Raw genomic sequence first — 24,457 nt, forward strand, 5'->3', positions numbered from 1 at the left:
AAGCTGAATCGGATTTCCCGTATAGGCGAGCCAGCGGCACATGATCGATCTCCCGGAAAGCGCGCGATTTGCCTCGTCGGCTGACGACACCTTACCGCGATTGCGCTTCTCGCGCGGCGCAGCGCGTCACGAGGCAGAACCGGACAACGCGAGTGCGACCCGCTCCCGAAGCGTCGGCAACACTTCTGCCTCAAACCACGGGTTGCGCTTGAACCACGCGATATTGCGAGGAGACGGATGCGGCAAGGGAATCACCTTGGGGCTGAAATTGCGCCACCGCAGCAGTGTTTCGGTCAATGTCGTACCGGGCGCATTGCCGAGTCCAAAGCGCAGCGCGTATTGGCCGATCAGTACCGTGAACCGAACGGAGCGCATCTGCGCCAGCAGATCGCCGTGCCAGCGTGCGGCGCACTCGGGCCGTGGCGGAAGGTCGCCGCTTGCGCCGCGGCCCGGAAAACAGAAACCCATCGGCACGAGTGCGAATTTCGTATCGTCGTAGAACGTCGCGTCGTCGACGGCGAGCCAGGTGCGCAGGCGAGCGCCGCTTGCATCGCTCCAGGGAACGCCCGATGCGTGCACGCGCGCGCCGGGCGCCTGGCCGATGATCAGAATTCGGGAATGTTCGGATGCGGCGAGTACCGGGCGGGGAGCGTGCGGCAGCACAGGCGCGCAAATCGTGCAGGCGCGGATGTCGCGTAACAGGACATTCAGTGGAGATTGCTTCATAACCGGCATTATCGACGAAGTGTGCCGACATCATGCAGAGCCCGGCGATCACCTCGCAAAAGCTTCATCTCGTCGCTGCGGCTGATGCATGGCGCTCGCTCATGCCATTTTTGACACCGCTGCAAATGAAGCCGCCTGCGGCGAAGGCTGACGGGTCTGCAATACCAGCCACATGGCCGATCGCGCACCTTTCTCCTTAAGCGGCCTGTAGACCACGCCGTTCGGGCCGATGCTGCGCAGCGAGTCAGGCACGACCGCCACACCGAGCCCCGCCGCCACGAGTCCGACTATCGTCGCCATTGCATGTGCTTCTTGTGCGATGGTCGGGGCAAAGCCCGCCTGCCGGCACAGCATGATGATCTGGTCATACACGCCGGTCCCGCTATCGCGCGGGTACATGACGAACGCCTCGTCTGCCAGCGCTCCGATCGGCAGTGGTCTGGAGGCGCCGGCAAGTCGATGCTGGGCGGGCAGTGCCACGACTAGCGAGTCTTCGAGCAGACGCGTCGCGCGCAGCGTAGGAGGGAGGTCGGGGGGCGATACGCTACGCACGATGGCTACGTCGAGTTGCTGTTGAAGTAGCGCGTCCAGTTGCTCCTGGGTTGTCAGTTCGTCGATGCGCAGACGCACGCCGGGAAAACGCTGGCGGTACGTGAGGATCAATCGCGGAATCACGACGGTGAACATGGCCGAGCCGGTCAATCCGACCCGCAGCTCGCCAATTTCGCCGCGCTGCGCGCGCGCCGCCACGGTCGACGTGCGGTCCGCTTGCGCGAGTAACGCGCGCGCCTCGGGCAGTAGCGCTTTGCCAGCGGGTGTCAGCTCTACGCGCCGGTTGCTGCGCTCGAACAGCCGCGCGCCCAGTTCCTGTTCGAGTACGCGGATCTGCTGGCTCAGCGGCGGCTGCGCAATGTTCAGCGACAACGCGGCACGGCCGAAATGCAGGGTTTCGGCCAGCACGACAAAGTAGCGAATGCGACGCAGGTCCATGATATGGATTATGTATCAATTACGGCGCAAACGATATTGGACGGCGATGCTTCGCAGTTGGATCATTCGAACCATACGAAAGATTTTCGACTGGGAACGGATCATGGCAGGACAGCACGCCGACACGTTGGAACAGGAAGTCGCGCCCGCGGCAAAGGCGGCGCCGCCGGCACCCGATGCGGCGATCGGCAAGATCGAATTCGGGACGCCCGCCTTCATGCGCACGAACTGTGCGCTATTTGCGGCCGGCTTTGCGACGTTTGCGCTGCTTTACTGCGTGCAGCCGCTCATGCCGCTTTTTTCCGAGCGCTTTCATGTGGATGCGGCAGGCGCCAGTCTCGCGCTGTCGTTGACGACCGGCCTGCTTGCGGTCTCGCTACTTGTAGCCGGCGGACTCTCCGAAGCGTGGGGCCGCAAACCGATGATGGTCGGCGCGTTGCTGTTGTCCGCTGTGCTGGGCATGCTCAGTGCGGTCTTGCCGCACTGGCCGGCGTTTCTCGCGACGCGCGCGCTGATGGGGGTGGCGCTGAGCGGTTTGCCTGCTGTTGCGATGGCCTATGTCGGCGAAGAGATGCATCCGCGTTCGCTCGGTATCGCGATGGGGCTATATGTCGGCGGCACCGGTTTGGGCGGAATGTCGGGCCGTCTGCTGACGGGCGTCGTGACGGACCTGTGGGGCTGGCGCGCGGCCGTGATGACGATGTCAGTTCTCGCGATGCTGTGCGCGCTTGCAATGTGGCGCTATCTGCCGGCGTCGCGGCACTTCGTTCGTCGTCCGTTGCATCTTGGTTTGCTCGCGAAGACGTATGCGCTGCAGTTGCGGGACCGCACGCTGCCATGGCTATTTGCAAGCGGATTCATGCTGGCGGGCGGCTTCGTGGCCGTCTACAACTACATTGGCTACCGGCTCGTCGCGCCGCCGTTCTCGCTGAGCCAGACAAAAATCGGCCTGATTTTCGCGGTCTATCTGTGCGGTATCGTCAGCTCGGCGTGGATCGGCAGCCTGTCGGAATGGCTCGGGCGTCGAACGCTGTTGCCGGTCGCGCTCGGACTCATGCTGCTTGGCACGTTGCTTACGCGTGCCGATTCATTGCCCGTCATCGTGATCGGCATTGCAATATTGACCGTTGGCTTTTTCGGCTCGCATTCGGTTGCGAGCGCTTCGGTCAGCGCTCGCGCGCGAACCGGCAAGGCGCAGGCTTCTTCGCTGTACCTGTTTGCGTATTACGCGGGGTCATGCGTCGTGGGTTCGTTAGGCGGCGTGTTCTGGAGCCTGGGCGGATGGTCCGGCATGACGTGGATGACGGGCTCGCTCCTGCTCGTTGCGATCCTTGTCTCGCTCTGGTTGCGCGCAACTGGCAGGAGCGCGTGATTCAACGCGTCCTTCCCGGCGCGTTACGAGCCGTCGGGTTCCGCTCTGCTTGGTCTGTGGCCCGCGGAGGCCAGCCGGGCTTCGCTCCGAATCGTTACGCCTGGCGTAAACATTCGCCATCCGGTTGATTGATCGCTTTTTTACGGCGACTTATCGTGCATGTCATACATGAGCTCGTAAGCGACGTCGATTTCCTACGAAAGAGAACGGGATGCAGAGCCAGGTAACCACGGTTCTGAATTCTGAAAGGAAAGGAAATGTCGCTGCATAAGCTGATACCGGACAAATTCACGCTGGCGCTCGTATGTACCGTTGTCTTCGCCACGCTGCTTCCATGTCGGGGCTCCGCGGCCACGGCTTTCAACTGGCTGACCGACGCCGCGATTGCCCTGCTGTTCTTTCTTCACGGGGCGAAGCTTTCCCGCGAGGCGATCGTCGCCGGGGCGTCGAACTGGAAGCTTCATGCGGCGGTGTTTTGCAGCACTTTTGTGCTTTTTCCGCTGCTCGGCGTCGTGTTGCACCCGGTGCTCGGTGTGTTCGTCAAGCCGTGGTTGTATCTGGGCGTGCTGTTTCTGTGCACGCTGCCGTCTACCGTGCAATCTTCGATTGCGTTCACGTCGATGGCAAACGGAAACGTTTCGGCGGCTGTTTGCAGTGCCTCCGCGTCGAGCCTGCTCGGCATCTTCCTGACGCCCGCTCTCGTTAGCCTGATTGTGAGCAACCACGCAAGCGGCGGCGGTTCGGCATTCAGCTCGGTGGGCGACATCGTGCTTCAGCTTTTCGTCCCGTTTATTGCCGGCCAGCTGTTGCGCCCGGTCATCGGTCGCTGGGTCGACGCGCGCAAGGAACTGCTTCGCTTCGCCGACCAGGGCTCGATCGTCCTTATCGTATATGTCGCTTTCAGCGAAGCGGTGAATGGCGGCATCTGGCATCAGCTTTCCGCAAGCTCGCTTGTCGGCATCGTTATCGTCAATATGATTCTGCTTGCCAGCATTCTTTTACTGACGACCTATGGGAGCAAGTGGTTAGGATTTTCGGATGAAGACCGGGTGACGATCATCTTCTGCGGCTCCAAGAAAAGCATGGCGTCGGGTATTGCGATGGCGAAAATCCTGTTTGGCGCGCATGCGGGACTGATCGTGCTGCCCGTTATGCTGTTTCATCAGATCCAGTTGATGGCGTGTTCCGTGCTGGCGCAACGCTGGGGTTCACGTACGAAGGCTGAACCGCTTCGCCATGGCCCTGCAAACCACGCCAAGCTTCAATAGCGCGGGGTCCCGTTCGCGAACGCTCAAATAGGTCAATCCGATTTGCTGTTTCATCTGGAAGCGTGAATCCAGAGGAATGAAGCGGACCCGGTCTTTCAGAAAGCCGCGAATTCGTCCGGGCAAAAGCGTATATCCGACGCCGCCGCTCACCAGACTCGTCAATGAGAATACGTCTCCGACGGTCATGGCAATGGTGGGCGTCGTTCCGGCCAGATGGAATGCGCGTTGAAATCCATGATACGTAGCGAACCCTTCGTGTAGCGAGACGAACGGTTCGTGCGAACAGGCCTTCAAATCGATCGTCTTGTGCTTGTCGTACTTCGATCCCGCAGGCGCAGCGAAGAATATCTCGTCTTCGAACAGTTCAATGGTCTGAAACTGCGCACCCAGGTCGGAGACGGCCAGCAGCGCGGCGTCGAGTGCGCCGTTCGACAAGCGCTCGAGCAGTTCGGTGTTGGAGCCGAGCGTGAGGTCGACCTCGAGGCCCATCTCGCGTGTTTTCAGTTCGCCGATGATGGCCGGGACGGTCTCGAGTGTCAGCGAGTAAAGGGAGCCCAACCGGATCACGGACGACGCATAGCCTGCCACCTCGCGCGTCGTGCGAATTCCGCTGGAGATGGTCGACAGAACCTCGCGCGCGGTGGCGGCCAGAGTTCTCGCAGCCTCGGTCGGAATCAGTTGTCTGCCTTGATGCAGAAACAGTTTGCAGCGCACGCCCTTTTCCAGCGCGTGCAACGCGCGGTGAACGCTGACGGTGCTGGTATCGAGCCGTTCCGCTGCTTTTCCGAGGCTGCCGCCTTCCATGAAGGCGAGCAGAACCTCAAGCCGGCGGAAGGTCACTTGCTCGTCGATTCTTTCTTCCATGGCGGCGGCGATGTGTGGGTATCGATTCGATCATACCTTTTCGCGGCTGCCGGAATCTAATCACTGAAAAGGCGAATCGATTGGCGGCAACGGCGGGAGTGCCGCTGCGGCCAGGGCGCCTGCGTCCTTGCCGACGCTAAAGATGCGCTCCGGCATTCGAAAGCCGCGCAGCTTGAGCAGCGCGAGCGGTCCCGCGCCGACCTGCGTGCGCATCACGTAGCGCAGCGGCGCCGCATTCGGCTCGTTCCACGTCAGTTCGTAACGCGTGCTGTCGAGCGGTTTGATTTGTGCCTGCGCGAGCAGTCGCAGGAAAGCCCAGTCTCCGGTTGCGTCGAACGCCTGACGCAATCCCGCGTTGACCATTTCCCACATCAAACCCGCGCGGCCATTCAGGCCGTTGCCGGGCCACGTCAGAGCGGTCCACGATTCCTTCTGGTTGAAGTAGACGATCGGCTTGCCGTCGACGCTCAATTCCGTACGCGTCACACTAGCCGTGGGCAGCGCCATGATCTCGAAGTGGTAGCCGGCGTCCCCCTGTGCATAGGCGAGTGCGCCGAGACCCGATAACTGGCGGATCGCCGCAAGAAACGCGGGATCGAAGCGCAGCGCCTGTGGCGCGAGTTCGTCCGGTCTCCACTGGTCGCCCTGACGTTTGAGCATGCCGGCCAGTTCGGTCGTCAGAAAGCGTGAGATCAGTCCGGTGTCGGGGCGCACATAGCGGCCCAGTTCAGCAAACGATGCATCGGCATTCGTATCGAAGAACGGATAGCGGCCGTCGAATGAAGTCTTGAACGGCATGGCGATGCTTGTGCGCCATGCCTCGTTCAGACTTGCTGCTGCCGGCTGCAGGATCGTTTGCCAGGCGGTGTCGAGCGGTCGGGCAAAGAGTGCGTCGCCGAAGCCGGACCACTGCGTGCCGAGGCTCGCGGCGGTCAGCGCTGCATCGTCGCGCGCCTGGGTGAGTTCGGAAAATTTGCCTTGAAATACCGCCTGCGCGAGCGAACGGGCCATGGCCTGCGCATCGGGACTCGCGGCAATCTGCTGGAGCTTCAGGCGCATGGTCGTGGTGACGGTCAGGTAGTGTGCGAGGCTCACGCCGCCTGCTGTGATGGGCGCGGCGCCCGGATGGTCGCCGTTGTTCGCGTCTGTATTCGCACCGTTGTCTCCCATCAACGCGAGCAACGCGCCGAATGGTCGGTCGAGCGGGTTCGCGCCGGATGTCTGCGGATTGATGCCGTTGCCGATCAGACTTTGCGCCTTGCGCACGAGGGTATCGCCAAGCGCCTGCGAAGGGCGGCCCGCTTGCGCCTGATATTGGACAGACTTCATCAACGCGATAAGCGGCGACGTTTGTGCGTCGGCCAGTCGCGTGAGCTGGTCGATCGCGGCATTGAGGTTCGCGGCTGGTTGCCACTGGATGCTGTTGAGTATGCGTTGCCATGCGATGGTGTAGTCGGCGAAGTAGCGTGCGGTGAGGCGCTGTTTGAGCGCTTCGCTGGCGCGTTTCTTATCGGTTGCCGATGCAGTTGCTGGAGGCGGCAGCGCGGCTGCTTGCGTGGATGGTGCCGGTCTGTCGCCGCTCAGCACCCAGTCGCCGATCGTGTGTTGCTCATTGGCCGCTTGCTCGATCGCCTCGGCGATCTTGCCGTCCCACGCAGCGCGGGTGTAGATGCCGGACACCGTTTGCGCGGTCGAGAAAAGGCCGCGTGCGTCGGCGCCATTCAGCAGGGTGGCAAGCGAGGCATCGGCATACTTGCCGTTTGCATCGTCGAGAATCGCGCGATATACGGTGTCGTCGTCGTTTGCGAGGCCGATCTGGTTGATGAGCGTGTTGCGCGACCTGGCGATGAGCGAATCGCGCGCATGGATGCGCCATTCAGGGTGATCGTTCAAATGCGCGGCGTAGAACCGGGCAAGCTGCTGTGCAAGGTCGTCGCGTTCGCCGGCGGACATGCCGGCCGGCAAGGGCCACGACGACACCAACATCTTCGCGAGAAAAGTCGCATCGGTGCGCTGCGGATGCGAGAGCATCAGGTACGCCTTGAGCGTGTCGTAGCCGTTTTGTCTCGCGCGCTCGGTTTGCAGTGCATCGGCACGCGTGCGGTTCATGTCGTCGAGGCGGGCCTCGAGCGATGCGACGACAGGCTGCTGCAGGTTGCGTGCGGCGACTGCCGCGTACGGGCGCCACAGCGCTTCGAGCAATGCGTCGTTGCGGCTCAAGCCCGCGCGCAGATACCACGGCGCGCCATGTTGCTGTCGATGTTCGAGTGTATCGATCTGCAGTTGCAGTGCCCGTTGCGCGCGCAGCGCGGCAGGTGTGGCGGGCGATGCGTCGAGTGCGGCGTTGGCTACGGCTTGCGCTTCGCGCGTCAATTGCCGATTGCCGATAAATGAAACCGTCATGGCGATACACGAGGCGATCGATGCGAGCATGACGCTCGCCGCCAATGCGTTTGGCCAGTGAAGTCCGACGCGCCGGCCGCTGCGATGACGCAAGCGGCGGCCAATTTCTTGCCATGTGGATTCGAGCGCGAGCGGTTGGGTGCGTGCCGCGACTGCGGTGCCAGGGTCTACTTCGACTGGTATTGGGACCGAGTGCACGCCGCTATCGAAGACGGGCGCGAATATCACGCCCGCGAGCGGCGCACGCAACCATCCGGACGAGACGAGCGAGCGCCAGGTTTCCACGATCTTTTCGCGTTGTTCTGTGATGTATTGCGACACCTGAGCGAGATAGAAGAGGTGCTGAGGCGAACAACATAGCGGGACGCCGGACAGGGCGGTATCGATTTCGAGGTTGGCGAGATCGTTTGAAAGCGCATCTGCGGCGCGCTGCATCGCTTGACGTGTGCGGGCGTGCACGAATGTGCCGATCGGGTCGTACTGTGTCGGCTGCGTGCCTGTGGCTTTGACCGCATGCAAAAGCGTGATCGGCGCGGCCCAGCCGAGATCGGCGGCGATCGTTGCGAGCGTGCGAGGCGTTGTGGCGTCGCGCGGCTCGTCTTTCCCGAGGCGCGTGATGTGTACGAGGACGTCGATGGGACGGCGGCGACGAAGCCGTTTGATCTGGCGGCGCCAGTGGGCCGAATCGATGTCGTCGGGCGCTGCGTGAAGGAGCACGGTGCCGGCAATCAGCATGGCGCCTGACTGTTTGAGACCGGGCGCGACTTCGTCGATCTGTTTGTCGCTGCCGGTGAGCATGAGCCATGAGAGGCGGTAGCGCCAGCGTATGCCGTGGGTGTGGCGCAGTTCGTCGTGGAGGTGCTGGAGGCGGGGGTCGCGGTTTTGCGCGGCTGTCACCGCCGCCTGCTGCGAACCCCGTTCGCGCTCGGCGCTATAGACCGCGCCAGCAAGCTTGTACGCGCCTACGCGGGAGACGATCGCATGCAGCAGGAGGATAAAGAGCAGCACGCCGAGTATCCACACGCTGACTGTTTTCTTCAGATCAACGGATTCCAAGTTGAGATCAGAACCGCCCACCCACACGATGACTAGCGCGAGCGCACCGAGGAGCGAGGCGAATACCGGCAGCCCCCACGTCGCCAGGGGGCGCGGCGCCGGAGACGCTTTGGCGATGGTTTCCTGAGTAATCGGAGATTCAGTTTTCATGGCGGAGACGAATGAACGCGCACGACGGCAGCCTCGACCGCTTGCGTTCGGTTGAGAATGATTTGCGGATTGAGGACGCCGTGTTCTATCGCGGTGGCGATCGAGAGCCACGCCGCCGCTGCACCTGTATAGCCGATAGCGTTGTCGGGGTTGTGCCTGCGCGAATGATTGACCAGCGTGGTTAATCCGGTGCGCCGGCATGCATCTGCGATCAGCACGTGTTCCTGCTCGCCGAAGCCCGTGATCCATGCATGCTCGATGGCCTGCGGATCGACGTTGCCCCATAGCGCGGTAAGCGCTATGCCTTTAGCGAGGTTATCGTCTGGAACCTCAACGGGTCGATGAATTGACGCGCACGGCGCAATCTTTTGCGGAAGACAAGTGCCTTGGCTTGCTAGTAGCAGGGACACGCCACCTTCCGCGCTGCCTGGCGGCGCTATTTCGTGCAGTTCGATGGCGATAACGAGCAAAGGACGGGGGCTTTTTGCGTCGAGCCATGCGTCGATAAGCATTAAACCGGCGCTTGAACCGACGGCTTTGCAATCAAGTGTCGGCAAATCGAACGCGCGCATGACAAAGTCGATCTGAGCCAGCGCCGGACCGGTCGACGAGTCGTCCTGCGTGATCAGCCGGATTGCCGGCGGAGTTCCGTTCGCGATCATGCTGGTGATGGTATCGACAAGCGGCGTCAGCACATGCGCAATCAGCTTTCCCTCGCGCGTGAGCGGAAGCTGCGTCAGGACGTCGATTGCGGATGGTTCTGGGGTATCGATAGCCTCGTCGTTCTCGGGTAACCGCGTATGCCGCAAGATTGCGCTACCGTCGCGCGTTGGTCGCGAAGCCAGCAGAGCCGGGCCGGCTATTACGGACTGAGCGAATGTTCCATTTTTCAGAGGGAGGCTATACGCGTAGCCGAGTACGAGCAGCGCGCGTTGGCCTTCCGCGATCAGTTCCGCGCGGTGGCGCTCGCGGTGGTCGTTATAGAACAACACGTGCAGATGCGCGCTTTCAATGCATGTCCGGTTCCACGCTACTAGCGCGATATATGCGGCGTTGGGGAGGCCGGTCAACAGTGACCAGAACAATAGTCCTTGTGCTGGTACGTTTCGAGGCCAAAACAGAATGACGGCGCCGCCGATCAGCAATGCGCACGCGATCCATACGATCGACCAAAGGCGAATTTGCAGACCCGCGCGCGGATACTGCTTTGGCGGACCAATCTGATTGAGATCAACTGGCACCGCGTTCGCCTATGTTCCGGAAAATGAGGAGGTCTGCGACGGGATTAAAACCGGGTGCGGCCGGCATTCGCATAGGCAGAGGTCGTCGGCGAGCGCGGGCCGTTTTCCACCATCACCGAACTCGACGTGGCGTAAGCCAGCGCATCCGATCGTGCCGTATGTACCGCACTGCGGACACCAGACCGGGTCGCCCTCATAAGCGGCGATTCTTCCGTCGAGCATGTCGTTGCGAATGGGCGTGGCGACCTGGCCGCCTGCACTGGTTCGGTCTTCGTTGCGAATATAGGGGCGACGAGTCATCGATTTTTCATCAAACAGAAAATGGGCCGTTGTTAGAACGAGCGCTTCTTGAGCGTGTAGGCGTAGAGCCCGTATTGGGTATTGGTTTGCGGGTCAAATGAACTGCCCTGGACGATGCCGTCATCGATGTCGTCCCAGGACTTCCCGTGATCGCGGCTGTAGAAGGTGAGGTCGTGCGGTGCGCCGTCGCGCGTTGCGTCGGTGGCGTAGACGAGCATCACGCCGTGCTTGCCGACACCCATTCCGTCGAGCGAGTAGCGCTGATCGAATGTATGCAACTGCTCGACCTTCGATTGCGCATGGCTCGACCATGTCGAGAGTGCGCCGGTACGGCGGGCGTTATCGTTGCGATCGTCCCGGTTCCGGGGCGGTCCCAGCGTCGAGAGCGCGTGGACCGAGTAGGTGTAGCCGGGTGGCTCATTGGACGATGCAAGCTGAACGACGACCTGGTCGGGCAGTACGACATCCTGTTCGAACCGGGTTGCGTCCCAGCGCAGCCGGTAGACCACGCTGGATTGCCGGATCCTGCCGAGCATCGGCACGTAATAGGCGACACGCAGCACGCCGTCGGGACCGAGGTCGCTCGAGCTGAAGGCCCTGCGCGGTTCGCGCGGATCGGTCGCCATCGGTGGAAGCGCAATCTCGTGCCAAGACCGACCGCCGTCCATCGTGCGCCAGACGCGTGGGCCCCAGCCTATCGCATAGCCGCGTTGCGAGTCGAGAAAGTGCAGGCGATTGACGTTGTGGTCGTCTGGCCAGTCCAGTTGCGCCCACGTCTTGCCGCCGTCAACGGAACGCCAAAGCCTCGCGACATGCGGCGATAGCCCGCTATCGGGTACGGGAATCCTGTAATCCATCCAGTCGGTGGCGATGTAGATGGTATTCCAGTCCTTCGAATACCACCACGCGGCGTTTTGGGCAGGCTCCCGGAAGTGACGTGTCATCCCTCTCTCCAAGGTCCCGCGAAGCAAACTTACCGTCGAACGGTTCAGTCTTTCGGCTGAATTGTCCATCCACGGCTCAGCGTGCTCGGCAACGTCCGGATTCTTCCATTCGGATGCGGGTTTAAATGGCGCTTCCGGACCGACGATCTTCAAAGTCATTGTTTCACTGCTACGCAGCTGGAACGCTCCTCCGCCGTATGGCTTGTCACCCTTCAAGAAATTTGTAGAAATCGTTTCCCAACTCGGTACTGTCATTCTTTGATATCCGTAAGTCAGGGCAGCCACTAAAGCCAGGCCGCCAACAAATAGCATTGTTCGTCGCGATATATGCATGTTACTTTTCCACTAGCAGGCTAAGCGCCTCGACTACCCAGTCCTTTGCGACGACATATCCGCTTTCGACAGCTTGTCCCCAGGTGCGTGTATCGCGCCACTCTTCGATACTCGGCTGTCCCGCAATTCTGATCAGATCCGACAGCGGGAGATCTGACAGCCCTGCATCCAGGTATGCGAGCGGGTGTGTCGCGAAGGCAAAAGTTTTGAAGTTGTCGTCATTCAGTTCAAGTTCGCGCTGTTTAACATTCGCGAACGCGAAGCTGCCGTTGCCGGGCTTCCGACTGGCCATCGAAATTCCATCGCCGCGCATGTTCTGGCTGAGCCCGTCTTCCATGTTTTCCTGCAGTTTCTTTCGTGCCATAGCAAGCCATGCCTTTCCACGGTCACTTAACATCGGTTTGAGTCTCTCGCCATAGTTGGAGCAGTAGTAATAGCCATAGCTAAGGTAGTACGAAGGTGGCTTGTGTCCACAACCGATGTGACGCAGCATGAAACTGCTATGACGTGACCAGTCGGAGTCTGTACATTCAGGTGAAACAAGTCGATCGCGCTTACCCAGTAGCTTCGCGACAACAGGCTCTTCGGACCATGAATTGAAGTTTCTAGCCCAGTCGACGAGCTCGTTGAAACTTGGTAACTTTTCTACCGTTTCCTTGTACGCGCAGTGCAACGGCCTGTAGTAGTACTCGCACTGTCCGATGATCGAACCGGCAGCGGGCGGCACGTTCAGATCGCACACCGTCCTCGTGGCTTCAGCGCGTTGCGTGTAGCCCGATGGCGTCATGTACGAGTGGAAGACCCCGTTTAACTTCGGATTGTCGTTATCAGTCATGTTATTGCCTGAGAATCAGAACGAGCGCTTCTTGAGCGTGTAGGCGTAGAGCCCGTATTGGGTATTGGTTTGCGGGTCAAATGAACTGCCCTGGACGATGCCGTCATCGATGTCGTCCCAGGACTTCCCGTGATCGCGGCTGTAGAAGGTGAGGTCGTGCGGTGCGCCGTCGCGCGTTGCGTCGGTGGCGTAGACGAGCATCACGCCGTGCTTGCCGACACTCATTCCGTCGAGCGAGTAGCGCTGATCGAATGTATGCAACTGCTCGACCTTCGATTGCGCATGGCTCGACCATGTCGAGAGTGCGCCGGTACGGCGGGCGTTATCGTTGCGATCGTCCCGGTTCCGGGGCGGTCCCAGCGTCGAGAGCGCGTGGACCGAGTAGGTGTAGCCGGGTGGCTCATTGGACGATGCAAGCTGAACGACGACCTGGTCGGGCAGTACGACATCCTGTTCGAACCGGGTTGCGTCCCAGCGCAGCCGGTAGACCACGCTGGATTGCCGGATCCTGCCGAGCATCGGCACGTAATAGGCGACACGCAGCACGCCGTCGGGACCGAGGTCGCTCGAGCTGAAGGCCCTGCGCGGTTCGCGCGGATCGGTCGCCATCGGTGGAAGCGCAATCTCGTGCCAAGACCGACCGCCGTCCATCGTGCGCCAGACGCGTGGGCCCCAGCCTATCGCATAGCCGCGTTGCGAGTCGAGAAAGTGCAGGCGATTGACGTTGTGGCCGTCTGGCCAGTCCAGTTGCGCCCACGTCTTGCCGCCGTCAACGGAACGCCAAAGCCTCGCGACATGCGGCGATAGCCCGCTATCGGGTACGGGAATCCTGTAATCCATCCAGCCAGTGGCGACATAGATGGTGTTCCAGTCCTTCGAGTACCACCACGCGGCGTCCTGCGCGGGCTGCTGGAAGAAGCGTGTCATCTCACCGTCGAACATACCTCGCAGAAAACTCACCGTACGGCGATTCAATGTCTCGCTCGCGTTGTTCATCCACGGCTCTGTGGGTTCAGCTACATCGGGGTTCTGGCGTTCATTTATCGGTTTGAACGTGATCACCGGGCCAGCGAGCTTGAGCGTCATCACTTCATTTCCATGAAGCAGGAAAGCACCGCCTCCGTAGGGCTTTTCTGATTTCATGAACGTGGTCGATATGGTTTGCCAGCCCGGTGGTGTCATTACTCGATATCCATGCGTTACGACAGCCAGCAGCGCGAGGCCGCCGACAACAATTTGCCAACGTTTGAGTCGAATCATGTTATTTGCTTTCCATCAGACGACTCACTGCCCTGCTGACGGGATCATCAAGGTCATCTTTTGTAGCGCTCCACGCGTCGCGCGCCTGCCCCGCCCACCTCTGACCCACAACCTTGCCACTGTCCCACGCCTGTTTATAGGTAGCCGGGTCTGCCCATTCCTGAAGATTCGGCCCGCCCATGATCCTGAATAGATCGTCCAGCGGCAGCTTTGCCAGGCCGCCGTCCAGGTATGCGAGCGGGTGTGTTTTAAGGGCAAATTGCTTGAAGGTATCTTCATCCAGTTCCAACTGGAGGCGTTGGACGTCCATCTTGCAGCCTCCGTGACCGGAGGTCTCACTGCTCAGTTCGATGGTGTCTCTCCGCACGTTCTGTTGCAGACCTTCTTCCATATACTTCTGCAGATACCACCTGGCGTTATCGAGCCACTCTTGCCCGGCCCGCGATAGCCTGGGCCTCAACTTCGCTCCGTAATTCGAGCAGTAGTAGTACCCGTACGCGACGTAGTACGAGGGCGGCTTATGTCCGCATCCGATATGTCTCATCATGAAGTTGCTGTGTCGCGACCAGTCGGAGTCGGTGCAGTGCGGCGGGATCAACTGCTCGCGCCGATTTAACAGGCGTTCGGTTGCTTCGATATCGGTCCAGGGATTGAAGGTCCGCGCAAACACTTTGACGGCCGTATACGCCGCGGCTGTCGATACGCTCGACACACTGACCTTCTCGACGGTGTCCAGATACGCGCAGTGCAACGGCCTGTAGTAGTACTCGCACTGTCCGATGATCGAACCGGCAGCGGGCGGCACGTTCAGATCGCACACCGTCCTCGTGGCTTCAGCGCGTTGCGTGTAGCCCGATGGCGTCATGTACGAGTGGAAGACCCCGTTTAACTTCGGATTGTCGTTATCAGTCATTCTTCAGTCGTTCATGAGTTTGAGTACCGCATCCTGTGGCACATGGCTTTGCACCAACGACGTCTCGCCCATCTCATTGGTCGTACCTTCGGCGATCACCTTTCCTTCGGAGAGAAGGGTGTACTTCGTGTTGCGCGCCGGAATCTGCGTACCGCTCCAGCGCACGACGAAAGCCTGATCGAATGCGCCGGCCGTCGCGGGCAGTGCGGGAATGGCGGCCGACACGGATTGCGGACCGAGCTTCTGGTACGAGGCACTATGGATGACCCGATCACCGCGCGTCCCGTCCTCGATGCCAGCCGGTGTGATGCGCAGATACGACGCGCCGCATACCAACAGGATTTCTTTCTTGGCGGTGATAGTCACGTGACCATTTGCGCTCGCAATACTCATTTCATTCTGGGAAACCAGGCTCATTTCGCCATGCTGGGCCTGAAGATCGATTTTCCCGTTTGCTGCCAATGCCTTGATGCCGCTCTGATTGGCATACAACGAAACTGCGCCGTTGGATGCGACCGTGAAGTTGCGGCCGACACTAAAATCGGCACTCGCACCCGCTGTCACGGCGAGGTTTTCTCCTCCCGATAGCTGAATACTTTTAGGCGTCACCGCACCGATACCTTCGGGCGCGGACAACAAGATGACGGCTTGTTTCAGATCCCTGAATGCGGTTTCAAGTTGGGCTTGCTGCTCCTGCACCTGCGCGAGCTCGGCCGTGGCGCGCTGTGCGAGGGAACGAAGTGACTGTGCCTCTGCGAGTGCAGCCTCAAGTTGGGCGAGTGCCGCCGTCATCTCCGTTTGCGGCGCATCCTTGCTCGACAACGCATCAGCCGAAAAAAACAATCCCTTGGGCGCATGCACCGTACCGCGCCCTTCGGTATGGATCTCAAACCCTTCGCCGCGCGGTTGCCGATTGCTGTCCACCAGATAACCAAGACTGACCGACGTCTGCATATAAACCGTCGAAGCCTTGAACCCTTCCTGGCCCTTCTCATCCTCAAGACGAACCTTTGCGCCCCGCAACGGGCTACGCCACATCGAGCGGGTATACCAACTCCGCAAACCGTGCACGACGTCCGGGTGCGCATAGTCGTGCAGCGCACCTGCGATAAACAGACTATCGACATCGCCATCCGTTGCAACGAGCTGCACCTCTGTCTCCGACAACAGCGGTGAATGAAATCCGCTTTGATACGACGCCGACGGACGCAACAGCCGCAGCGACATCAAATGCGTGCCGCGCATGCCGCTCCGTCTGCTAAAGAGCGGCTCGACGTCATAGCGGCCATGCTCATCGATGGACGCATACGGTGCGTTGGAACCCGACTTGATCACGCCGGTCAGCGCCCCCGTCACTTTGCGCCAATGCGTTGCAGGATCGTATGGCGGGCGCCATGTCAGATGAGCGGGCGTTGCCTCGAACTCGTTGAACACGGGCATGCTGCGGCTGCCCTTTGTCTTGAGACGCGTGATCATAAAACCGTAAGGCGCCTCGGCCAGCTTGCGATTGCTCAAACGCACAACGAGCCCCGGCATCATGCCGATCGCGTTGCTCGTGCCGTACAACGTCTGTTGCCGCGAGACCAGTTCCTCGCGTCGTGCGTGAGCCAGCATCTCGCCGACATCGCCCGTGCGATGGTGCTCATCGCTGCGATTGACGCGGCCGAACAGCGATTCGTCATCGTGAGCTACCACGGTGCTCGCCTTTAGCGAGTCGGCAGGCTCGCGGTAGTTGCGCTCCCATAGCTCGACCGTGGCCGGCACCAGTTCGCGCACCGTGCCGATCGACAGCACGGCTTCGTGCCAATTGGCATTGAGTCCCGCGTCGGGCATCAACGGCAATTCGAGTGCACGGACATAGCCGCGCGGGTTATTGCCGAACACCACGATGTCGCGCCACGCTTTATCACCCTGCTTGAAGTAGTAGTAGATGCCCGCGCGTCGGCAATGGCGATCGATAAAGCCTTTGACGGTCTCCTCGTACATCACCGTCTGCTCGAATTTTTCTTCGACGCCCTCAAGATGAAACTCGATGTCGTGCGGATCGAACAACTTGCGATCGACGATGCATTCCCTGATCAGATCACTCATCGTCTTGTTGCGGAATACGCCCGAATCGTGCACATGTGCAAGCAAAGCGAAACGCGGTTCGATGCGCAGCGCGTAGGTCGTTTCATCGCGGCTCGACGATCGGCGCTCCCAGCGTGTCACGACCCCGTGTACGAGTCGCGCGGGTTCGATCACCGGCTCCATCACATCGACCAGCGACGGTACAGAGCCCTCTTCGATAATCGTGAAAGTCGCACGCCGCCCGACGCAGGCACCACCGTCCATTTCGTGATCGGACGAGGTGACGACGAGATCGAGCTTGTATGTCGTGTTCAGCGCTTCCTCGAGTTCGAAGCTGACGACAGACAAAGATTGCTTGACTGTGACAATCGATAAATCGAACTTTTGTCTTAAGCGTGCGCTTGGATACCGCAGAATTTCCTGGATCTTTCGCATAGAGGCCGAGATTGCGAATGCTCTTCTTAGGGTAATTGACGAGGCGTGCAAATATAGGCGACCGTGCACGGTTATTAACCCTGAAAAGCTAATGTCCAAATTACGCGGTGTCCATCCTCCTCGTCGATCTTTGACAAATCTTTTCAATCGAGTCTTGAGGAAAACTTCGGATGGCTATTTCCTCGCGAGCTCAAATTTTCCCAAAGACTCGCGTGGAAGTGCGGAAGGAGACGAAGTTGGTTACGCTACGCGATCTGTAATAGTAGTAAGCGTGAGGCACAGAGGCTAATCTGCTCTTATCCCTGTAAAAGTTCATCGACTCTTCTTCCAGACTGCGGGGCGCGCCCATGCCGCTCGTCGAGAAATCTTCAGGCTTGGTCCTCCATCAATGACCGATTCATAGTGGAACGAGAAAAGAGTTCACAAGTAAGGGTTGCGAGATCACGCATCGGCCGGTAATCGAGGCCGGCTGACGACGCCTATAGCGCTTATGACATGACTACACAATTGCGCTAATTCAGAACGCAACGAAATTATTTCCCATCGCGCAATGGCGAAAGCCAGCGTTCGCGATGCCGGGCACAAGGGATGCACCTTACCTCGTGCATCTCAACCTCATTCATGGGAGGACTACGATGAAGTCGATTAAACACGTTGCTGCAGTAGCCGCACTCGTTGCCACTCCGCTGGCTGCTTTCGCGCAGCAGACCTATGCACCAGTGAACAATTCGCTAACGCGCGCGGAAGTGAGACAGGATCTGATCGACGTTCAGCGGGCCGGATACAATCAGTCGGTTGGCGACCAGACATCGTATCCGCGCGAAGCGCAGGCTGCCGAGGCACGCATTGGCGCGCAGCAGATACGCGCAGCGGAAGCGAGCAGCGGATACGGCGGGGTGATGCCTGGCTCGTCGGCATCCGGCGCATCGCAACAGCCGATGCAGCCGGCTAACACGCCAAGCGCAGACGGGGAACAGCCGGTCTATTACGGCAAGTAAGTCACGCCAAGTAAGTCACAGCAAGTAAGTCACAGCAAGTAAGTCGACAAACAGGCCGGCAAACGAGCCGGCCGAAGTCCGATTTGACGGCGGTTTGATCCAGGACGCGGCGCTGGCTCGACGAAATATCGATCCGGCCCGCGTTCATCTTTCTACGCGTCAACCCTTCTTCTTTGTGCTTCCCGGCGCATGCCACGCGGTAAGGTCTTGTTCCGGCCGGTCCACTGCGCATCCCCAATCGAGCATTTCATCCTGATCGAACCGCTTGCCTAACTGCCAGGCGATTTCCGCGCGCGCGAGCTGTACGCCCAGATAAAAAGCGTGTCCGCCATCGTGCTCCACGTTTAGCTGCGGATAAAACCCGAATGGATCGACGCCCGTCAAATGTCCGTCGCGGTTATAAACATGAATCCCATCGCTCGACACTTGCACGCGAAAGTTCGGATCTCGCACACCGGCAGCAAATTCGGCGATTTCTTGAGCGTCATAAGGAAACGGTCGTTTCGAATGCAAAGCAGCGAGGTCGCCAGAAATACCTTTGGGCAGCATCTGCGCGTGTTCTGCCGCATGCATGACACGCCGCGCGACGTCCGCTTCGCGCACCGCTCGCCGCGCATGCAGGCTCACGGAAGTGGTCAGCACGGCGGAAACATGCAACTCAGCCGCGATGCCCATCAACACCGCATTAATCCCTGTCGTATCCGCTTCGGTCAACTCGGTCACGTTGCCGATCCCGAGCATGATCGCCACATCCGGATACCGCTCGCGTAACGCGACATAACGCGCGACAGAAGCCGCAAATCCAAATGGAATCGGATCGAGAATCGGATCGGCGAGAAACGGCCTGCCGCGCGCAAGCAATGCATCGATCGCCTGGTGCAGCGATGCCGCATCGCGCGGCTCGCGTGCAACGACGATTGGCGTCGCGGGCACTTCATCGGCGATCCACAGCGTATCGACGCTCAGGCTCATCAGATAGTCCGCGCCTGCACGCCCAGCGCGCAGCAATTCATCAGTAACCATCGAATCGACGCTAACGCGGTAGCCTGCTTCCTTCAGCATGCGCACCGCGTCTTCCAGATGAGGAAACGGCGTATCGGGCAAGCAGCCGACATCGATCACATCAGCGCCTTCATCCGCATAGCGCCTGGCACGCGCGGCAATGCCATCGAGATCGAGGCGCGGCGCATCGACGATCTCCGCGAAGATCTCGGTCTCATAGCGCGATAAATCGAGCTTGCGCGCTGCCTGCCCGAAGAACTGCGGCAAGTCCTTGATCTCTTCCGGCCCGCGCTCAACCCGTACGCCGAAATGCGCAGTCAATGCGTCCATATCGCCACGACAACGTCCAGGCACGATCACCCGATCGGCGTTCACCGGCACAGCCACGCGCCGCCGGATCATATCGGCCGTCATCAGCCCCGCGACCTGCAGCCCGATTTCGCGTACTTCCCACGTAAATGTCGGATTCGCGAAACCCTCGAGCACTTGCACGACGCTTTTTTCGGCGAGCCTGCCGGTCAGGAAGACGATGTGTTCCATGCGAGCCCGAGTATCGACAGCCGTTGCGTGAGCGCGGCGCGCAGCTCGTCGAGCGAGCGCGCGACGGTCGTGTGTTCGATCCGCGCGAGCCGCTCGACATTCTCGAACTCGATCGCGCGTGGACGCAATTCGACCCACTCGTGCGGGCTCTGCGTAATCACGGTCGGCTCGGTGTCGCACGCGAAAACGATGCCGGGCACGCATTGCTTGCCCGCTTGCGCGTACAGATTCGTCGGCAAGGTGTCGGAGATGCCGAACGCGCACTTCGCAACCGTATTGCTCGTTGCGGGCGCAATCACTACCGTGTGGTAGAGGCCTTCATACAGCATACCGACCGGCACGCTGCTCGCGCTGTTGTCGCGTATCACGCGGAAATGTTCACGCAGCTTCGCGACAGGCCAGCCATAAAGCGGCAACACTTCTTCGCCGGCTGCCGACAGGAACATATCGACGCCCGGCAATTGCAGCGCGAGGTCGACCGATTCCTCGATCATATGACCGGAGCCCGTCACGCACCATGCAAAGCGCGCGTCAGACCTGAATTCGCCGGGGCGGCGGGCGGGCGACGGCGCGCTCATCGAACCTCACGCATCGTTAAGCGGCGGCGGTGTGTCGTGCGAAAGCCGGATATACAGCCTGTGCATCTTCCGGTACAACGTGTTGCGGCTGATGCCGAGCGTCTTCGCAACATTGCTCACGTTCCAGCGGTGTTCGTCGAGCATCGCGAGCACCGTTTCGCGCTCCTTGATCTGTATTGCGTTCAGGCTCGACACGTCGCAGTCGTCCGGCAACGCAAGCATGTCGTTCATCGACGAAGGCGAAGCTTGCGCGGCGCGCGCCGCAATGGTTGCGGCCGCAACGGTGCCCTGCGTGATTTCCGGCGGCAAGTGCGCGCAGCGAATCTCCGGTCCGTCGCACAGCGCGATCGCCATTTGCAGAACGTGCCGCAACTGGCGAATATTGCCTGGCCATGCATAGTTGAGCAGCGCCTGGCGCGCTTCGGCGCTAAGCGGCGGCGCATCGTCCGCTTCGCTACCGAGCAGATGCTGGATCAGTGCGCCAATGTCTGCGCGTTCGTGCAGTGCCGGCAGATTGATTTCAATGCCGCTTAGCCGGTAATACAAGTCTTCGCGGAACATCCCGCGCTGCACGAGATCGAGCAGATTGCGGTGACTCGCGCTGATCAGCTGGAAGTCTACCTTCAAGGTGGTTTCGGTGCCGAGCGGCGTGACCTCGTGTTCCTCGAGCACGCGCAACAGGCGCGCTTGCAGCGCCATCGGCATATCGCCGATTTCGTCGAGAAATAGCGTGCCGTTATTGGCTTGCACGATCTTGCCGCGCCGTCCTTCGCGTTGCGCGCCCGTGAATGCTCCCGCGCGATAGCCGAACAGCTCGCTCTCGATCAGATTCTCCGGTAGCGATGCGCAATTCACCGCGACAAAGCCGCCGCCGCTATTCGGGCTGATGCTGTGCAGCGCATTCGCGAACACTTCCTTGCCGGTGCCCGTCTGGCCGCGCAGGATAATCGGAATCTTGCGTTGAATCGCCCGCGCCGCGAGCTGAATCTGCGAGGCCATGCGCGGATCGCCGAATTCGAGTTGCGACAGCTTGTCGAGGCGTCCGCTTGCGGGTGCGCGCGCGGCTTCCTTCGCTTTGGCGGCGATGCGCCCACGCGTTGCCGTGTCGCCAGCGCCGGCTGTGCCGGCGCGCGGCGCCGGCAATGTCGAGAACGCGCTCGCGAATGTCGTCGCATCGCGCGGTGTCTGCGCGACGAGGAAAAACCGGTTGTTCGTATGTGCGCCATAGACCGTAACCGGATGGAACGAGCCGCGAATGCTGCGCGCGATCATATCCTCGAGGCTCGCGTTGAACGCCTCTTCGATGCGTTTGCCGCATAACTGATCCGGAGAACGCAGATCGAGCTGGAATAGCGCGCTGCGGCTCGCGGCGAGCACGATCCCTTCGTCGTCGACGGCGAGCTTGCCAGCGTGCAGCGTGCCGACGAATTCAGGCCGGCTATGAAAATGAATCATGTTGGCGCGCCGGTAGCGCGAATCGATGAGCCGGTTTTCGATCATCTGCCGCGACATGCCGACCAGCACCAGCGAATGCTGCTGCAGCAATCTCGATCGGCTCGTCACGTCGAGCACACCGGCGACAATGCCGCGGTCGTCGAAAATCGGCGCGGCCGAGCAGGTGAGGGACGTGTAGCGCGGATAGAAATGTTCGTGCTGATAGACCGCAAGACATTCGCGTTCGGCAAGACAGGTGCCCATGCCGTTCGTGCCCGCGGTGCGCTCGCTCCACACGGCGCCGACGCGCAGCCCGTCCGCTGCGACCGCTTCGCCGAACGGCACCGAGGACACCTGATGCACGATCACGCCGTCCGCATCGGTCAGCACGACTGCGAGGCTCGGATCGGCGAGCTGCTGGTAAAGCGTCGTCATTTCGAGCTTCGAGCATGCGATCAGATCGGTCGCGGCTTCGCGGCGCGCGGCAAGTTCATGCTGCGTGAGCACGGGCGGCATGATGAAGCGGCCCGGGTCCAGGCCGAACTCGTTCAGGCAACGCGTCCACGACTGCGCGACCGAGTCGCTCGTCTGTCGAGTGGGCGACTGGTTGTGGACCGTGTTTAAAACATCACGAACATGCGAGTTGATGTCAGCGAGCGATGACATATTGGGGCGTCTCCATTGCGTTCGGCTTATCCGTACCGTTCGAGCGGCGCGCCGACGCCTTTTATAGGTGTACCTCTTCCCCTGCGCGCCACGCGATTCTGCGTCGCGCATCCGCCAAGCCACAACAGACGATTGTAGGCACCTGCTCCATTGCCCGTCGCAAACACTCTACAACCGTTAGCGCGCGTCATCAATAAGTAGTCTTATAAGGTCCGCATTTTGCGCGCGCTTTTTGCTTAATGTGACAGGCTTGCGATTTGCGTGTTTTCGTTCATATGTGTTCCTTCATATGCATGGCGCAAATCCGAAATCCTGGATCACAGTCATTCCATTCAATCAAAAGCCGACAGGCGGCGGAGTTACTTTATGGAGCGTTTCGATGCAATTCGCGCGACCCGGGAACCGATCGACATACCGCCTGGCGCCATGAACGAGCGGCTCGCGGCAGGCAATGCGATAACCGACGCGCCGGCGCGCGTTGCGCTGGACATCGTGTTTATCGAAGGCTTCACCGGCCAGACCGTGATCGGCATCGACGCGCCGGAACTGCATACCGCGCAGCCGGTGCGGCTCGACCTCGCGATCGGCGTTCCGTCGCTGCGCGCATGCCATACCGACCGTATCGGCGACACCGTCGACTACTCGGCCGTGCGAACCGCGCTGCACACGCTTCTTGCGACGCACAAAGTTCAGTTGCTCGAGGCGCTGGCCGAGCAGATCGCGCAACTGGCGATCGGCTCATTCGGCGCGCATTGGGTGCGCGTATCGCTGTCCAAGCCCGCGAAGTTCGACGACGTGTCGGCCGTCGGCGTGCTGATCGAACGCAGACGCAGCCAGACACGCAGCGCCTGGGGCGCCTGCGGGTCGCTCGGAGAAGGACTGATTCCCGATTGATCGCTCATGCGTAAACGGCGCGCTCGAATTCGAGCGCGCTTGACGCTTTGGCACACCATCCAACGCTATTTGGCCGACGCAGACGTTGCGGGTTTACCCAACCCGCACTGATCGTACGCAGTCTGTTGCAACGCGCGGAATTTCTTCGTTTGTGCGCGCGCCTTGTCCATCCGGAATTCGGCGCCGCCTTCGCCGCCCATCGTCGCGTACTTCGAGAATGTCGATTGTTCGACGTATTCGTCGTACGGCAGCGCCGCTGCGATCTTGTCGATCGTGCACGAGCATTTATAGACGTTCGCGAAATCGTGTCCGTTTTCGTCCATGCAGCCGAGCACGTACTCGACTCTTCCCTCGGTCGGATAGCTATAGCCTTGCGCGGACGCTGCCTTGCCAGGCGCAGCCGGTGCACTTTGCTGAGCCGGCGCGGCAAGTGGCAGACACGCAGCGAGCGCGATGGAGACGATCGCGAGCCGAGTGCGACAACATGAAGTCATGCGAGACCTCTTATCGAAACACGATGATGATCTGCCGATGCAAGCCGCGCGCCGGGTCACCACCCGCCGCGCGAGTCTTCGCACCGGCATCCAGACATCGAAGTCTAGTTCGGCGCAAACGGGTGTGCGGCCGAACTCTTCTTCGATACCACTTCCGCCGCGCTGGGCTCGCCAGCTACCGCACGTTGCAACGCTTCGCGCGTCGCCTTGTAGTTGAACTCCTGAATCTTCTTGTCGTCGTCGGCCTGCCAGTGAATGAACACACCGACGCAGATAAAGAGGTCGTCGGCTTCGTCCTTCGGAATCGTGCCGTCTTCGACGGAATCGGCGACCGCCAGCGCCACCGCGTGCTGTGCCGGGCCGAACATCTGAACCGCCTGTTTGGCGCCCTTGATGGTCACCTTGTTGAACAGGATGGTGTTCGGCTTCGCCATGAGGTTCGGCGCGACCACCGCGAGGAGCGACGTGAAGCCGTCCTTGTTGTTCGTCAGTGCATTGCAGAATGCGGTCTCGGCTGCCGAACCGCGCGGTCCGATGATCAGATCGATGTGAGCGACCTCGTTACCATCGCCGATTAGCGACTCGCCTACCAGGACGCGATTAATCTTGGCCATGCTGTTCCTCCGTTGAAGTTGGATCGGTCGACGCGGGGGTCGCTCGCGGCGCACGGCAAATGCCGCGAGAGGCGAGC

Annotated in this window: 20 protein-coding genes; 4 read left to right on the forward strand and 16 right to left on the reverse strand. The window is 60.5% G+C overall.

Annotated elements, in window-relative coordinates; genetic code table 11:
* Positions 1–126 precede the first annotated feature (126 nt).
* The gene (locus tag BTO02_RS24015) at positions 127–735 is read right to left on the reverse strand and encodes a uracil-DNA glycosylase family protein (protein WP_075159707.1); all 609 of its coding nucleotides are present in this window, start codon (positions 733–735) and stop codon (positions 127–129) included.
* Between the two features lie 90 nt (positions 736–825).
* A complete protein-coding gene (locus BTO02_RS24020) occupies positions 826–1,716 on the reverse strand; it encodes a LysR substrate-binding domain-containing protein (protein WP_075159708.1) in 891 nt (296 codons plus the stop codon).
* 103 nt (positions 1,717–1,819) lie between these two features.
* Between BTO02_RS24020 and BTO02_RS24025 the strand changes: the two genes are divergently transcribed.
* Positions 1,820–3,088 (forward strand): MFS transporter, encoded by a 1,269-nt coding sequence (locus BTO02_RS24025; RefSeq protein ID WP_075159709.1) that lies wholly within the window; start codon positions 1,820–1,822, stop codon positions 3,086–3,088.
* 257 nt (positions 3,089–3,345) lie between these two features.
* Positions 3,346–4,356, forward strand: coding sequence for a bile acid:sodium symporter family protein (locus BTO02_RS24030; protein ID WP_075159710.1), 1,011 nt, complete (start codon positions 3,346–3,348; stop codon positions 4,354–4,356).
* Here BTO02_RS24030 and BTO02_RS24035 read toward each other — a convergent pair.
* The 9 genes from BTO02_RS24035 to BTO02_RS24075 form a co-directional block, all read right to left on the reverse strand.
* Positions 4,297–5,220, reverse strand: coding sequence for a LysR family transcriptional regulator (locus BTO02_RS24035; RefSeq protein WP_075159711.1), 924 nt, complete (start codon positions 5,218–5,220; stop codon positions 4,297–4,299). The two genes, BTO02_RS24030 and BTO02_RS24035, sit on opposite strands and share 60 nt — an antisense overlap.
* A 60-nt stretch (positions 5,221–5,280) precedes the next feature.
* The gene (locus BTO02_RS24040) at positions 5,281–8,679 is read right to left on the reverse strand and encodes an ImcF-related family protein (protein WP_232243652.1); all 3,399 of its coding nucleotides are present in this window, start codon (positions 8,677–8,679) and stop codon (positions 5,281–5,283) included.
* A gap of 146 nt (positions 8,680–8,825) precedes the next feature.
* Positions 8,826–10,070 carry a hypothetical protein gene (locus BTO02_RS24045; protein ID WP_075159712.1) on the reverse strand — a complete coding sequence of 415 codons (1,245 nt, stop codon included), beginning with the start codon at positions 10,068–10,070 and terminating at the stop codon, positions 8,826–8,828.
* Between the two features lie 9 nt (positions 10,071–10,079).
* A complete protein-coding gene (locus BTO02_RS24050) occupies positions 10,080–10,370 on the reverse strand; it encodes a PAAR domain-containing protein (RefSeq protein ID WP_075159713.1) in 291 nt (96 codons plus the stop codon).
* 32 nt (positions 10,371–10,402) lie between these two features.
* Positions 10,403–11,473, reverse strand: a complete 1,071-nt coding sequence (locus BTO02_RS24055; protein ID WP_232243653.1) for a WD40/YVTN/BNR-like repeat-containing protein — start codon at positions 11,471–11,473, stop codon at positions 10,403–10,405.
* A 175-nt stretch (positions 11,474–11,648) separates the two neighbouring features.
* Positions 11,649–12,482 (reverse strand): hypothetical protein, encoded by an 834-nt coding sequence (locus BTO02_RS24060; protein ID WP_075159714.1) that lies wholly within the window; start codon positions 12,480–12,482, stop codon positions 11,649–11,651.
* Between the two features lie 15 nt (positions 12,483–12,497).
* Positions 12,498–13,742, reverse strand: a complete 1,245-nt coding sequence (locus tag BTO02_RS24065; protein WP_232243654.1) for a WD40/YVTN/BNR-like repeat-containing protein — start codon at positions 13,740–13,742, stop codon at positions 12,498–12,500.
* A 1-nt stretch (position 13,743) separates the two neighbouring features.
* Positions 13,744–14,655: a hypothetical protein gene (locus tag BTO02_RS24070; RefSeq protein WP_075159716.1), complete on the reverse strand. Its 912-nt coding sequence runs from the start codon at positions 14,653–14,655 to the stop codon at positions 13,744–13,746.
* Positions 14,656–14,658: 3 nt separating this feature from the next.
* Positions 14,659–17,160, reverse strand: coding sequence for a type VI secretion system Vgr family protein (locus tag BTO02_RS24075; RefSeq protein ID WP_083615342.1), 2,502 nt, complete (start codon positions 17,158–17,160; stop codon positions 14,659–14,661).
* A 635-nt stretch (positions 17,161–17,795) separates the two neighbouring features.
* On the opposite strand from BTO02_RS24075, the gene BTO02_RS24080 reads away from it, so the two are divergent.
* Entirely contained in the window at positions 17,796–18,158 is a 363-nt protein-coding gene (locus tag BTO02_RS24080; protein WP_075159718.1) for a DUF4148 domain-containing protein, read from the forward strand.
* Positions 18,159–18,317: 159 nt separating this feature from the next.
* Here the strand turns inward: BTO02_RS24080 and BTO02_RS24085 are convergent, their stop codons facing one another.
* Genes BTO02_RS24085 through BTO02_RS24095 form a run of 3 tightly spaced genes read right to left on the reverse strand, consistent with a single transcriptional unit; the run spans position 18,318 to position 22,378 of the window.
* The gene (locus tag BTO02_RS24085) at positions 18,318–19,700 is read right to left on the reverse strand and encodes a DUF6513 domain-containing protein (RefSeq protein ID WP_075159719.1); all 1,383 of its coding nucleotides are present in this window, start codon (positions 19,698–19,700) and stop codon (positions 18,318–18,320) included.
* Entirely contained in the window at positions 19,679–20,278 is a 600-nt protein-coding gene (locus BTO02_RS24090; protein ID WP_075159720.1) for a flavoprotein, read from the reverse strand. Before BTO02_RS24090 ends, BTO02_RS24085 begins: the two co-directional genes overlap by 22 nt.
* Before the next feature lie 6 nt (positions 20,279–20,284).
* The gene (locus BTO02_RS24095; RefSeq protein WP_075159721.1) at positions 20,285–22,378 is read right to left on the reverse strand and encodes a sigma-54-dependent Fis family transcriptional regulator; all 2,094 of its coding nucleotides are present in this window, start codon (positions 22,376–22,378) and stop codon (positions 20,285–20,287) included.
* 366 nt (positions 22,379–22,744) lie between these two features.
* Here BTO02_RS24095 and BTO02_RS24100 point away from each other — a divergent pair, with 366 nt between their 5' ends.
* On the forward strand, positions 22,745–23,272 hold the full coding sequence (locus BTO02_RS24100) for a dihydroneopterin aldolase (protein WP_083615343.1): 528 nt from the start codon (positions 22,745–22,747) through the stop codon (positions 23,270–23,272).
* 65 nt (positions 23,273–23,337) lie between these two features.
* Here the strand turns inward: BTO02_RS24100 and BTO02_RS24105 are convergent, their stop codons facing one another.
* Together BTO02_RS24105 and fae are read right to left on the reverse strand one after the other, a co-directional pair.
* Entirely contained in the window at positions 23,338–23,766 is a 429-nt protein-coding gene (locus BTO02_RS24105; RefSeq protein WP_075159722.1) for a hypothetical protein, read from the reverse strand.
* A 104-nt stretch (positions 23,767–23,870) separates the two neighbouring features.
* Entirely contained in the window at positions 23,871–24,380 is a 510-nt protein-coding gene (fae, locus tag BTO02_RS24110) for a formaldehyde-activating enzyme (RefSeq protein WP_075159723.1), read from the reverse strand.
* Between the last annotated feature and the right edge of the window lie 77 nt (positions 24,381–24,457).

This window comes from Paraburkholderia sp. SOS3 (assembly GCF_001922345.1).
Lineage (GTDB): Bacteria > Pseudomonadota > Gammaproteobacteria > Burkholderiales > Burkholderiaceae > Paraburkholderia.